The following is a 12,386-nucleotide window of genomic DNA, read 5'->3' as shown; positions in this document are numbered from 1 at the left end:
CACCATGACCACACGAACGATGATCCTCGGGATGCACCTCGGAACCGGCTACGGCTCCCAGGCGCTGTCTTGGCGCGCCCCCGGCGTCAACCCGGCGAGCTACACAGATTTCGACGCCCAGGTGCGCTACGCCCAGGCCGCCGAACGCGGCAAGTTCGCGTTCCTGTTCCTCCCTGACTCGCTGGCAGTGACCCAGGGCATCGAGCACGAGGTCCCCCAAGCCACGCTCGAGCCGATGCTCACCCTCGCAGCGATCGCTCGCGCTACCGAACGCATCGGGCTGGTCGCCACCGGCTCCACGACCTTCAACGAGCCCTACAACCTCGCCCGCCAGTTCAAGGCGCTCGACGTCATGAGCCACGGCCGGGCCGGCTGGAACGCCGTCACGACCAGCGACCCGACCGCCGCCGCGAACTTCGGCCAGACCATCGCGGACCGGCCCGAGCGCTACGGACGCGCCCACGAGGTCATCCAGGTCGTCCAAGCGCTCTGGGGCAGCTGGCAGGAAGACGCCTGGGTCAAGAACGCCGCGACAGGAACGTTCGTGGACAACAGCAAACTCACCCCCGTCAACCTGCACGGCACCTACGTGGCGTCCCGCGGACCGCTGCCGATCCCGCCGTCCGAGCAAGGCCAGCCAGTCATCTTCTCCGCCGGCGGCGGCGCCTACGGTCTGACGCTCGCCGGCCGTTACGCCAACGGCGTGATCGGAGCCGCATTCACCATCGAGGACGCCCGCGCTCAGCGTGACGCTGCGCGCGAAGCGGTACGCCAGGCCGGCCGCGATCCTGACGAGATCAAGTACTTCGCCGGTGTCATGCCAGCCCTGGGCACCTCCGTCCAGGACGCGCTCGAGCGCCGAATCGCCCTCAACGAGGACCTCTTCCCGAACCGGGTCCGGTACCTCGGCGCCATGCTCGGCCTCTCCCTCGACGCCAGCCTGCTCGACCAGCCCCTCAGCGCCGCGCAGCTTAGTGAGGCGCACGCCAGCCCAGGCGACCCAAGGGCCGCCAGGGCACTTGACGTGGCCCGGGCGGGTTGGACCCTCCGCGAGGTCCTTGCGCACGGCGTCATCGACTACCACCCCACACCTGTCGGGCCGCCCACTGCGATCGCCGACCACCTCCAGGAGTGGTTCGACGCCGAGGCCGTCGACGGCTTCTGGGTCTCCCCCGACGTCAACGAGACCGACATTGACACCTTCGTCGACGAGGTCGTCCCCATCCTCCAGGAACGCGGGATCTATCCCACTGACTACGACGGCACCACACTCCGCGAACACCTGGGAGTCCCCCGCCAGTACGGCGCCGACGCACGCCTTGCTTCGTCGAGCTAGCTGTGATGCCCAGCCAGGTTGTTCAACCTGGTGATGGGTGAGTGCTTCCCGATTGCTGAGTGGGGCCGGTGGTGGTTGTACTCGTGGACCCATGCTGGCAGAGAGCCGCGAGCCGGGCGGCTTTGGAGTTGTAGAACTTCTTGAACGCCCAGCCCTCGGCGAGTGTCCTGTGGAAGTGTTCGATCTTGCCGTTGGTCTGGGCCGGTAGGGCCGGGTCTTCTGCGGCGCGATGCCCAACTCGAGGCAGGTCTCGCGCCACAGGTGGGACTTGTAGCAGCTGCCGTTGTCGCTGAGTACCCGCTGGACGATGACGCCACGGTCGGCGAACCAGGCCACGGCGTTCTTCAGCACCTGGGTCGCGGTCTCCTTGGTCTCGTCGTCGCGAGCTTCGACGTAGGCGACGCGGGAGTGGTCGTCGATGACGGTGTGCAGGTAGCAGGTGCCGATCAGCGGGTTGCCGTGCTTGCTGCGCGGTCCTGCTGTCCGTACGGCCGTGGTGGATCGGTTCTTCTCGCCCGGCGAGGCGCTCGGGATCCGCGGCTGCGAGCTCGGGGATGTATCGCGCCCGCGCACCGGACGTGTCCGGGGCGACGTCCCCGAGCACCTCGGTCAGGTAGTCAGGTATCAGCGATCGCATGACCCTCATCCCTCCGAGCAGTGCGTGTGACGAGCTGGAGGTCGGCAGGTCTCGGCCGACGGAACTTGCCGCCCATTGCGACGAACTCGTCGCCATGCTCTCTCAGGTGGGCCGCGAACAGCGGGCACACGGGGACGACGGTGATGTTCGTCCGAATGCTGTCCTCGAGCACCTCGCGGACCAGTAGCCGCGCCAGTCCCCGTCCACCGAACTTCTGGTCCACCTCGGTGTGGAAGAAGATCCGCTCATCATCCACCGCGGAAGGACGTACGAACTCCGCCCGGCCGACGGTGGGTCCGTCATCGAGGTTCATCGTGTAGGTGCCGATGGGGCGATCGTCCTCGAGCCTGATCGTCACAGCTGCACCGGTGTCGTCCTTGATCTGCTGCGTCATCTGATCTCCTTCTTCGTGATGAGCGCCATCGCCCTCATCGTGGTGCTGCGCTCTGCGGGTGACGTCGGGCGAAGTCCCAGAGGAGGGCACTGGCGTCCGGACCCGAGCGATCGGTGAAGAGACCCTCGCCCGCGGCGCCCGGCCAGGCATGGCCCATGCCGTGGACGAGGTACAGCTCGACCACAGACCTGCCGTCGGGCGTCGAGACTGCGGTGTGCCTGTACGTGCGCCTGCCGGGTCCCGGATCCACCCTGGTCGTCTCCTCGGCCAGGCCCAGGCTCGTGTTGAGCAGGCCGTCGTCGACGAGATCGTGCACGGCCGTCCAGTGCTCGACGAGCCGAGTGGCGACGAGGGGCGGGACGACGTCGTCCTCCTCGCCCTGGATCACGAGCATCGGCACCCGGCGTGCCCGGTCGCCCATCTGGGACCACGCCTGACGCGCCGTGTACGCCGGCGGGGTCGAGCCGGGATCGTCGGGGTCCACCTGGTTCAGCCCGTACTCCCCTCCCGCCACCGACGTCACCGTCGCGAACACGTCGGGATGGGTCACCGCGAGGATGACCGCGGTCCCTGCGCCGGACGACGCACCGGCGACGTGCACACGATCCGGGTCCGCGTCGTACTCCTCGATCACCTGCCGGGCCACGCCCGCCAGCAGCGCAGGCTCTCCGGCGTGACGATGTTGTTCTCGCGGGTCACCGGAGTTCCAGCAGTTGACTGCACTGCGGAACATCCGCTGCGTCGGGTAGACGACGATGAAGCCCTCACGGTCGGCCAGGTCGTTGAGCTGCGTGGTCGCCTTCATCGAGTTCCACCCGTAGCCGGTCATCGCACAACCGTGGATGGCCATCACCACCGGGAGCCGTGTCCTCCCGTCGTGCTGCGGGGGAAGGTGGACCTGGTAGCGCTGGGAGCCGGCGTCGCTCTCGTAGACGTGGTTGCGATCTCCTTCCTCCATCGACCAGGGCGGGCCGAACTGGAAGACGACAGCAGCCAGGGCGAGCAACGACACGACCACCAGCCCGGCGGCCGGGACGATCAGGCGCCATCGCCGCCGGGCGGACTCGGGGTCGTGATCCGAGGCGGTCACGTGTGCCTCCTGTCCCTGGGACTGCTCAGCCGAGGAAGGTGCGCAGGGCGAGGTTGACCTCGTCGGCGTGGGTCCAGAGCAGGCCGTGAGGGGCCCCCTCGACCTCGACGTAGTCGGCGTCCGGGACGAGGTCCCGGAAGCGCCGGGCGGTGGCGTCGATCGGCAGGATGTTGTCCGCGGTGCCGTGGAGGATCAGCGTCGGCAGGCCGGCTGCGCGGACGGCCTCGACGTCGTCGCGGAAGTCCTCGATCCAGCTCGGGACGACCGCGTAGGCGGCGACAGGGGCGCTGAGGGTGGCGGTGTTCCAGTTCGCCCGGACGACCTCCTCGCTGATCCGCGACCCGAGGGTGTCGTCGAGGTTGTAGAAGTCCCGGTAGAACTGGGTGAACCAGCCGTAGCGATCCCCCTTGGCCGCGGCCACGATGTCGTCGAAGACCTGCTGCGGCACGCCGACGGGGTTGTCGTCGCGCTGCACGAGGAACGGCTCGAGGGAGGCGAGGAACGCGAGCTTGGCGATGCGTTCTGTGCCGTACGCCGAGACGTAACGGGCGAGTTCACCGGTGCCCATCGAGAAGCCGACCAGGACGACGTCGTGGAGGTCGAGCGTCTCGATCACGGCGCACAGGTCGGCGGCGAACGTGTCGTAGTCGTAGCCGGTGCCGACCTTCGAGGACCGGCCGAAGCCGCGGCGGTCGTAGGTGATCACGCGGTATCCGGCGGCGAGCAGCTCGCGCGTCTGGCGCTCCCAGCTGTGCCCATCGAGCGGATACCCGTGGATGAGGACGACGGGCTGTCCAGCGCCCTGGTCCTCGTAGTAGAGCTCGATGGAGGTGCTGTTCTCGTTGCCGACATTGATGAATCCCATGGTGTGGTTCCTTGTCTCGTTGGGTGTCCGGTGGTGCGGTCAGCAGGCGACCTGGGCCGGGCCGCCGTGGTTGCCCACGGCGAGTGCGACGCGCGCCTCGTTGCCGAAGGTGCTGGCAAGTGCCCCGTCGGGTGCGGGCTGTGTGTCCTTCACTGCGAACAGGAGGGCCTGGATGAACGAGGTCGCGTCCTGGAACCGGTCGTCCCGCTCCTTGGCGAGAGCCTTCGCGAGCACGGCATTGAGTCCCGGAAGATCGGTTCGGACCAGCACGGGCTGCTCGTGGATGTGCTGGTACACCACGCAGACGGGATCGTCTCCGATGAACGGTGGCTTTCCGGTCAGGAGCTCGTAGAGCACGCAGCCTGCGGAGTAGAGATCCGTGCGAGCGTCCACGGTCTCTCCGCGGGCCTGCTCCGGGGAGACGTACGACGGGGTCCCGAAGAGCCCGGAGGCCTGACTCAAGGTGGCAGCCGGATGTCCACTGGCACGCGACAGGCCGAAGTCCACGACCTTGACGGCACCCTCGGGCGTGACCATGACGTTGGCGGGCTTGATGTCGCGATGGACGACGCCGACCCGATGGCTGAACTCGAGCGCCGAGAGTATTCCCAGCTGGTACTGGATGGTCTCGTTGACCGTTGGCAGGCGCATCCTGATGAGGTCCCGCAGGGAGTGCCCCGGGACGTACTCCATGACGATGACCGGGACCCGGAGCATGCCTGCGGAGCCTGTGTCGAGCTCCTCGTGCCCGGTGTCGTAGACGGCGACGATGGCAGGATGGCTGAGCCGGGCCATCGTCAGCCCTTCGCGCCGGAAGCGGGACCGGGACACGGGGTCGCGCGCGAGGTCGGCACGCAGCACCTTGATGGCAACCGCACGGCCCGAGACGACGTCGTGACCGCGGTGGACGTCGGCCGTGGCGCCCCACCCGAGGACGTCACCGACTTCGTACCGGCCGTCGATGACAACGTCGAGGTTCATCGCCGCGGCTCCCACCGGAAGAGCCTGCCGGCCAGTGCGACAGCGACGAAGACCCAGGCCACGGAGGGGGCCAGCAAGGGAAGGGAGTCGGCGAGGGGGACCCCGCCGTTCCAGGCGTTGATCACCAGCTCGGTGGCCGAGCCGCCGGGGAGGACACGCTTCAGGTACGTGAGCTCCTCGGTGCCGGAGATTCCTACCCAGCTGGCCACGGCGATCACCGCCAGACTGACCGGCAGGGTGGTCACCTGGGCGTGCTCGGGAGAATTCGTCAGCCCCGCAGTGGCCAGTGCCAGGGCCAGCATCATGGCCATCGTCGCCACGATCGCAACCGCCAGCAGCGGGATCTGGGCCGGCCTGCTGGTGACCACACCCAGCACGACCAGGATCGCGACCACCTGGATGAGCGCGATGACGGTGATCGGCAGGACCAGCCCGATGAGGATGCTCTGGTCGCTCGCGGCCGTGGAGCGCAACCGCTTGAGGAAGAGGTTCTGCCGGCGTGCGGCCAGCGTGGTCACCGCGGTGGTGTAGAGCCCGAAGGCAATCACGGTGACGATCACGATCGCAGCGACGTAGCCGAGGCTGGCGAGGTCGGCGAAGGTCTCGTGGTTGTAGACGAGGTACGCGCCTACGGCGACCGGGATGAGCAGTCCGCTCACCATGACCAGCCGGTTTCGGAAGATCTGTATCAGCTCACTGCGAGCGATCTCGAGCATGGGATCGGTCCCTTCAGGATCAAGCGTCTTGGTTTGGGTCGGTCAGTGGGTTCAGCTGGCGTCGATGGCGCGGAAGACGTCATCGAGGCGGGTCGGACCGGCCGTCAGCTCCTGCAGCTCCACGCCGCTGTCGTGCGCCCAGCCCAGGAGCCGGTAGAGGTCCGCTTGCAGGTTGAAGGTCTCGACGTGGAAGGCGCCGTTGAGTGCGCCCACGATCGGCGGCTCGGGCGCGCCAGGTGGCAACGCGAAGCTGATCACCGCCGGCAAGGTCTGCGTCAGGTCGGCGACCGTGCCCTCCTGACGCAAGGTGCCCTCGTGCATCAGCCCGATCCGGTCGGCGCGCTGCTGCGCCTCCTCCAGGTAGTGGGTGGTCAGCACGATCGTGGAGCCCTCGTCCCGCAGCTTGTCCACGGCGGCCCAGAGCGCATCACGGGACTGGATGTCCAGGCCCGTCGTGGGCTCATCCAGGATGACCAGCGCGGGCCCGCCGTAGACCGCAGTGGCGAAGTCCAGGCGACGTTTCTCACCACCCGAGAGCTGGGAGACCTTGGTGTCCTTCTTGCGGGTGAGGCCGGAGAGGTCGAGCACCCGGTCGACGTCGTCGCTGCGCCCGCTCAGCGCGCCGATGAGACCCACCGACTCGCGCACCGTCAGGTCCGGGGAGAAGCCACTCTCCTGCAGCATGATGCCCATTCGGGGCCGCACCGCTCCCCGGTCCTGCGGGCTCTCACCGAAGATCCGCACCGTGCCGGAGGCGGCCCTGCGGTGCCCTTCAATGACCTCCAGGGTGGAGGTCTTGCCGGCCCCGTTGGTGCCGAGGAGGGCGTAGAGCTCGCCCCGCTCGACCTGGAACGAGAGGTCCTTGACGGCGGAGAAGTCGGCGTACGTGACGTTCAGGTGAGCGACGTCGATGACAGGGCTGGCGGACATGGGGATCCTTCGTGTTGGGACCCGGAGCGAGTGGTGGTCTCGCAGGTTCGAGGCGTTCCGGGCGGATGCGGTCCGGCTGAGCGGTTGCTGCCGGTCATTTCGGTGTCCTAAAGTTCGCGCTCATGGCGGCACCTTCGCATCGGTGACAGCCACCTAGTCCAGCGAAGCGAACCCGGAGGAGAGCGAAGCTGACGGACCTTCTGGGCCGACGCGCGGAGCGCTGGGCGGTCGAACAACTGCTCACGCAGGCACAGGCCGGGCGCAGCGGGGCTCTCGTGGTGCGCGGGGAAGCGGGTATCGGGAAAACGGCTCTGATGGGGCAAGTCCGCGAGGCAGCGGTCTCGTCGGGGTACCGGGTGGAGTCCTCGATGGGGGTGGAGGCCGAGACGCAGTTCGCCTTCGCAGGTCTGCACCAGCTGTGCGGACCGATGCTGGACCGCGCCGATGCGCTGCCGGAACCGCAGCAGGCCGCCCTGGGCGTGGTGTTCGGGCAACAAGCCGGTGCCGCACCTGACCAGTTCCTGGTCGGGCTGGCGACCCTCAACCTGTTGGCCGAGGTGGCCGAGGAGGCGCCGTTGCTGTGCCTCATCGACGACGCGCATTGGCTGGACGAGGCATCCGCGCAGGTCCTGGCGTTCGTGGCGCGGAGGGTGGCAGCCGAGCGGCTGGCGTTGGTGTTCGCGGTGCGCGACTCCGGCGCAGGCGGCACGCACCCGTTCTCGAGCTTGCCTGAGCTCCGCCTCAAGGCGCTGGGCGAACGTGACGCGCGAGCGTTGCTGGCCTCTGCGTTCCACACGACGCTGGACGATGCCGTGTGCGAACGGATCCTCGCCGAAGCGCGCGGCAACCCCCTGGCCCTGCTGGAGCTGCCCCGTAACACGCGGCTGGCGGGTGGGTTCGAGCTGCCAGACGTGTCGAGCATCCCGCGACGCATCGAGGACAGCTTCCAACGCCGTTCGGCGACCCTGCCGGTGGAAACCCAGCTGCTGCTGCTGGTCGCCGCAACCGAGCCGACAGGGGACGTGGCGTTGCTGTGGCGTGCGGCCGCACACCTGGGGATCGAACCCGAGGCGGCAGCGCCGGCCGAGAATGCCCGTTTGCTGGAGATCGACACCCGGGTGCGGTTTCCTCATCCACTGGTGCGCTCGGCGGTCTACCGCGATGCCACGCCTCCGGACAGGCGCCGCGTGCACGGCGCGCTGGCCGCCGTCACCGACCCGGTGTCCGACCCCGACCGGCGTGCCTGGCACCGCGCTCGTGCAGTGCTGGGCACCGACGAGCAGGCCGCCGCGGAACTGGAGCGCTCCGCTGGCCGGGCCCGTGCCCGGGGCGGGCTGGCCGCCGCTGCCGCCTTCCTGACCCACGCGGTCGAGCTGACCCCCGACTCCGCCGCCCGTGCGACGCGGGCGCTGGAAGCCGCACACGTCAAGCAGAGCTCCGGTGCCTCCGCCGCCGCCTTGGATCTGCTGGCCGTCGCCGCGACCGGGCCACTGGACGCCCTGCAATGCGCCCGGCTCGAACTGCTCCGCGCCCAGATCGCGTTCCACACCACGCGCGGGAGCGACCAATCCACGCTGCTCCTCAACGCCGCCAAGACCCTCGGTCCGCTGGACGGCGCGCTTGCCCGAGAAGCTTACGTGCAGGCGTTCGAGGCGTCGTTCCACGCCGGGCGTCTGGCGCGTGGCCGCGGATTGCGGGAGGTGGCCGAAGCAGCCCAGGAAGCGCCTCCCCCGCCGATGCCGCCGCGGCCGGTCGATCTGCTGCTGGACGGACTGACCACGAGATTCACCCTCGGGTACGAGGCGAGCGTCCCGACCCTGCAACGGGCACTCGAGGCGCTGTGCCGTGACGACTCCCGGCTTGACCACAACGGCCGCTGGTTGTGGTTGGCCTGTCATGTCTCGGTGATGCTGTGGGACGACGAGTCGTTCTTCACACTGGCCAGCAGCGCCGTCCGGCTCAGCCGCGAGACAGGCGCGCTGTCCACACTTCCCGCCGCGCTCAATGCCATGGCGGTTGTTCTTGTCCTCACTGGCGAGCTCTCACGCGCCGCTGAGCTCCTCTCGGAGGATGATGCGATCTCGCGGTCGACCGGTGCCCCTCCCCTTCCGAATGCCAGGTTCATCTTGGCCGCCTGGCGCGGCCGGCAGCCCGAGGCCTTGGCCCTCAATGCGAAGGTGGTGGCGGACGCGACCCAACGGGGCGAGGGGACGACGCTCGGCTCGAGCCAGGTCTCGATGGCGTACCTGCACAACGGCCTGGGCGAGTACGACGCAGCCCTCGCCGCCGCCACGCCACCGTGGGAGCACGATGAGTTCCCGCACAGCAGCAGCGCGTTGCCCGAGCTCGTGGAAGCCGCGTCTCGTACCGGTGAGCCGGAGCGCGCGGCTGCCGCGCTCGAGCAACTCACCTCCCGAGCCCGCGCCAGTGGGACCGAGTTCGCACTGGGGCTGGCCGCACGCTCACGTGCGCTGACCACCACGGGTCCGGCTGCGGAGGTCCACTACCGCGAAGCGATCGAACGGCTCGGCAACTGCCGGATGGCCACCCACCTGGCCCGCGCCCACCTCGTGTACGGCGAATGGCTGCGCCGCGACGGGCGCCGCCAGGACGCCCGCGAGCAGCTCCGTACCGCCCACCGGCTGCTGTCGGACATGGGGGTCGAGGCGTTCGCCGAGCGGGCCGCCCGCGAGCTGCGCGCCACCGGTGAGCACCCCCGCAGCCGGACCGCCCAGCCGACCGACTCCCTCACCGCCCAGGAACTGCACATCGCGCGCCTGGTGGCCACCGGGGCGACCTCTCGGGAGGTCGCTGCGCAGCTGTTCCTCAGCCCTCGCACGATCGAGGCCCACCTCCGCAACATCTTCCCCAAGCTGGGCATCACCTCTCGCCGACAGCTCAAGGAGATCCCGCTTCCCTGACCGGTCAGGCGCTGCCCAAGGTTCGAACCAGGTTCGAACCGGGCTCGGCAGGACTAGGTAGGACTCCCGGACGCGAGCAGGCCGTCTACTGCGCAACTCTGAGACATCGCAGAGATGCGCACCATCGAGGCACACGACCTCGTCCACCCCTTTGGCCAGGAGGCCCACGACCATGTCCCACGGCGTCAGCGTGATCAGGAACCCGGACCGGCGGCGGTACGAAGCCGCCCTCGACGAGACGACGGTCGCCGGGTTCGTCGACTTCCAGGAGGCCAGCGCGCTCGTCGTCCTGACCCACACCGAGGTCGACCCGGCCTTCGAGGGTCGAGGAGTCGGCAGTGCCCTAGCCCGCGCTGCGCTCGACGACATCCGCGAACGACACCTGAAGGCACTGGTGATCTGCCCCTACATCCTCGGTTGGATGCGCAAGCACCCCGAGTACCGGGAGCTGCTCTTCAACGCGCCACCGTCCAAGGTCAGGGACTGACCGTGGCGCGCAAGACCTACACCGGACCCCTGGTGGACGTCTCCTTCGACGCAGCGTTGTGCCGGCACGCGGCGGAGTGCGTGCGGGGCATGCCCGAGGTGTTCATGCCCAGCAGGCGACCGTGGATCGACCCCACCCAGGCCGACACCGATGTCGCCGCCCAGACCCTGCGGGACGTGATCGCGCGTTGCCCCAGCGGCGCACTGCGCGTGGTCGAGCACGAGCGTCGGTGAAGAGGGGTCGCACGCACCTGTGTACGCCGGCTGCTCCCACGGAGTAGCAACGCGGATGGCGCACGCTCCTGCTGATCCACGGGGCGTACGTCGTCCGCGGTCTGGTCGGCACAGTCGAGGCGTCCCGGACCAAGGAGCGCGTGCTTCAGCACCTGGAGGGGCAGCCCCCAACGCCGTAGCCTCCGGGAAGGAGTTTCTGGAGGGTGTACCAAATATCAGACGCTTTCAGGCTCGGAGATCTGACCATCCTTCCAGCCCAACCCATCTGGTTAGGCCGCTCGGTTGTCACCTATCCGTGCAGCAGTCCCTCAGTCCCCCACGAACCGGAGTTCGGAGGCAGTAGCTGCCAGCCCCGCGTCGCACAGCTCGATGACCTTGTCGGCGATCGCAGCGACCGCTCGAGGTGGCGTCGTCGCGGCAAGGCGCCAAAGCTCCTCGCGAAGGGGCCGTAGTTCGGCTTCAGTGAAAGTGGCATCTCCGTACCGATCGACCCGCGAAAGCAGCGGGAACGCCTCTTGTGCCGGGTCCAACGCGCGCAGGGTCACTTCGACGTCATCCCACCAGTGCTCAGCACCGCCGACGAGCCCATTGCGAGTCCAGAGTTCGATTGTGATCGCCATAAATCAGCCCTTCGGACTCGTGCCAGGGCCCTGAGCCCTCGTGACCTGTGACTGCAGCCGCCGAATAAGTGGTCAATATGCCGTTCCACGTCAAATGCGAACCGCCCCTGACCCAGCGTTTCCGCAGGTCAGGGGCGGTTTTTGTCGGGCTGACAGGATTTGAACCTGCGACCCCTTGACCCCCAGTCAAGTGCGCTACCAAGCTGCGCTACAGCCCGCATCGTCTTCCGAGGAAGAACGAGCCGAACATTACCGCAGCCTCGTCTGCTCGCGCGCATCGGGTCGTCTCCCGCTGCTCCGGCCCCTCGCGCGGACTGGCCCAGGCACGCCCGATGGTCCCCATGGTCCCCGTGTACCGCCGCACGGGTCAGGCGTCCATGGCCCACTGTGACCATCTTGGAGGCGTTCGCCTGCGCGCGCGCTCCGGGGGCCGAACCATGAGTGGAGTCACCGACGAAGGACTCCCAGCATGCGACACCCCACCCACCGCAGGACCCGCTCCTGGGCGCCGTACGGCGCCTTCGCAGCCTGGTCGCTGACCGCCATGGTCACTGTCCTGCTCAGCGGCTCGGGCCACGCGCACGCAGCACCTCTGGCAGACGAGCTGCCCCCCACTCGCGAGACCGAGGAACAGATCCTCCTGGCCAAGACCGTGCAAGCGCGAGAACGTGCCCTGGCGGCGCTGGACCGCAAGGCCGCCTCGTGGTCGCGGGTCCTGGAGTCACGTGCCGCGCGTCTGTCCGACTACGGCTACACCGGGGAGCCCGAGGAGGCGACCCACGTCCTGCCGCTGGCGGCGTACCACCTCTCGGCAGCCTTCGGGAAGGCTGGCCCCCTGTGGGAGAAGGACCACACCGGCCAGGACTTCGGAGCATCCAGCGGAACCCCACTGGTCGCCCTGGCGGATGCCGTGGTGACCGAGGTGGGTGACGCCGGGCCGTACGGACTGCGCACCGTCCTGACGCTGGCTGACGGCACCGAGGTCTGGTACTGCCACCAGGAGACCTCGCTGGTCACCGCAGGCGAGACGATCGACATGGCCGAGCCGCTGGGCCTGGTCGGTTCCACCGGCAACTCCACCGGGCCCCACCTGCACCTGGAGATCCGGCCCGCCGGGGAGGGCCCGATCGACCCGATGGAGTGGCTCCAGTCCTACGGCATCGAGCCCTGAGCCCG

Annotated in this window: 12 protein-coding genes, 1 tRNA gene and 1 pseudogene; 5 read left to right on the top strand and 9 right to left on the bottom strand. The window is 68.7% G+C overall.

All coding sequences use genetic code 11. From position 1 onward, the window contains the following. The first annotated feature begins 4 nt into the window (after window positions 1-4). Complete coding sequence (locus tag C5H89_RS07075) at window positions 5-1,336, top strand: NtaA/DmoA family FMN-dependent monooxygenase (RefSeq protein ID WP_104106336.1); 1,332 nt, start codon at window positions 5-7, stop codon at window positions 1,334-1,336. Here the strand turns inward: C5H89_RS07075 and C5H89_RS19340 are convergent. The 7 genes and pseudogenes from C5H89_RS19340 to C5H89_RS07035 form a co-directional block, all read right to left on the bottom strand. Next, a pseudogene (locus C5H89_RS19340) lies at window positions 1,333-1,858 on the bottom strand (DDE-type integrase/transposase/recombinase); the annotation flags it as partial. The gene C5H89_RS07075 and the pseudogene C5H89_RS19340 sit on opposite strands and share 4 nt — an antisense overlap. A gap of 95 nt (window positions 1,859-1,953) precedes the next feature. Next, window positions 1,954-2,367 carry a GNAT family N-acetyltransferase gene (locus C5H89_RS07060; RefSeq protein ID WP_104106334.1) on the bottom strand — a complete coding sequence of 138 codons (414 nt, stop codon included), beginning with the start codon at window positions 2,365-2,367 and terminating at the stop codon, window positions 1,954-1,956. Between the two features lie 34 nt (window positions 2,368-2,401). Continuing rightward, a complete protein-coding gene (locus tag C5H89_RS07055; RefSeq protein ID WP_104106333.1) occupies window positions 2,402-3,457 on the bottom strand; it encodes a PHB depolymerase family esterase in 1,056 nt (351 codons plus the stop codon). Between the two features lie 25 nt (window positions 3,458-3,482). After that, window positions 3,483-4,322 (bottom strand): alpha/beta hydrolase, encoded by an 840-nt coding sequence (locus C5H89_RS07050; RefSeq protein WP_104106332.1) that lies wholly within the window; start codon window positions 4,320-4,322, stop codon window positions 3,483-3,485. Window positions 4,323-4,361: 39 nt separating this feature from the next. Beyond that, window positions 4,362-5,303, bottom strand: a complete 942-nt coding sequence (locus C5H89_RS07045) for a protein kinase (RefSeq protein WP_104106331.1) — start codon at window positions 5,301-5,303, stop codon at window positions 4,362-4,364. Further along, complete coding sequence (locus tag C5H89_RS07040; RefSeq protein WP_104106330.1) at window positions 5,300-6,019, bottom strand: ABC transporter permease; 720 nt, start codon at window positions 6,017-6,019, stop codon at window positions 5,300-5,302. Before C5H89_RS07040 ends, C5H89_RS07045 begins: the two co-directional genes overlap by 4 nt. 51 nt (window positions 6,020-6,070) lie before the next feature. Continuing rightward, window positions 6,071-6,949 (bottom strand): ABC transporter ATP-binding protein, encoded by an 879-nt coding sequence (locus C5H89_RS07035; protein ID WP_104106329.1) that lies wholly within the window; start codon window positions 6,947-6,949, stop codon window positions 6,071-6,073. 188 nt (window positions 6,950-7,137) lie between these two features. Between C5H89_RS07035 and C5H89_RS07030 the strand changes: the two genes are divergently transcribed. The 3 genes from C5H89_RS07030 to C5H89_RS07020 all read left to right on the top strand — a co-directional run bounded on the left by C5H89_RS07030 (window position 7,138) and on the right by C5H89_RS07020 (window position 10,590). Next, window positions 7,138-9,870: a LuxR family transcriptional regulator gene (locus tag C5H89_RS07030; RefSeq protein ID WP_205304953.1), complete on the top strand. Its 2,733-nt coding sequence runs from the start codon at window positions 7,138-7,140 to the stop codon at window positions 9,868-9,870. Window positions 9,871-10,042: 172 nt separating this feature from the next. Then, window positions 10,043-10,357, top strand: a complete 315-nt coding sequence (locus C5H89_RS07025; RefSeq protein ID WP_104106327.1) for a GNAT family N-acetyltransferase — start codon at window positions 10,043-10,045, stop codon at window positions 10,355-10,357. A gap of 2 nt (window positions 10,358-10,359) precedes the next feature. Continuing rightward, entirely contained in the window at window positions 10,360-10,590 is a 231-nt protein-coding gene (locus C5H89_RS07020; RefSeq protein ID WP_104106326.1) for a (4Fe-4S)-binding protein, read from the top strand. A 308-nt stretch (window positions 10,591-10,898) separates the two neighbouring features. On the opposite strand, the gene C5H89_RS07015 is transcribed toward C5H89_RS07020, so the two are convergent. Then, window positions 10,899-11,210, bottom strand: a complete 312-nt coding sequence (locus tag C5H89_RS07015; RefSeq protein WP_104106325.1) for a hypothetical protein — start codon at window positions 11,208-11,210, stop codon at window positions 10,899-10,901. A 144-nt stretch (window positions 11,211-11,354) separates the two neighbouring features. After that, window positions 11,355-11,428 (bottom strand) — tRNA-Pro (locus tag C5H89_RS07010). A 251-nt stretch (window positions 11,429-11,679) separates the two neighbouring features. Between C5H89_RS07010 and C5H89_RS07005 the strand changes: the two genes are divergently transcribed. Then, the gene (locus C5H89_RS07005; RefSeq protein WP_104106324.1) at window positions 11,680-12,381 is read left to right on the top strand and encodes a M23 family metallopeptidase; all 702 of its coding nucleotides are present in this window, start codon (window positions 11,680-11,682) and stop codon (window positions 12,379-12,381) included. Window positions 12,382-12,386 lie beyond the last annotated feature (5 nt).

The organism is Nocardioides sp. 616, from assembly GCF_002930065.1.
In the GTDB taxonomy this organism is placed as follows: Bacteria; Actinomycetota; Actinomycetes; order Propionibacteriales; family Nocardioidaceae; genus Nocardioides; species Nocardioides houyundeii.
This window is presented reverse-complemented; position numbering and strand designations above follow the sequence as displayed.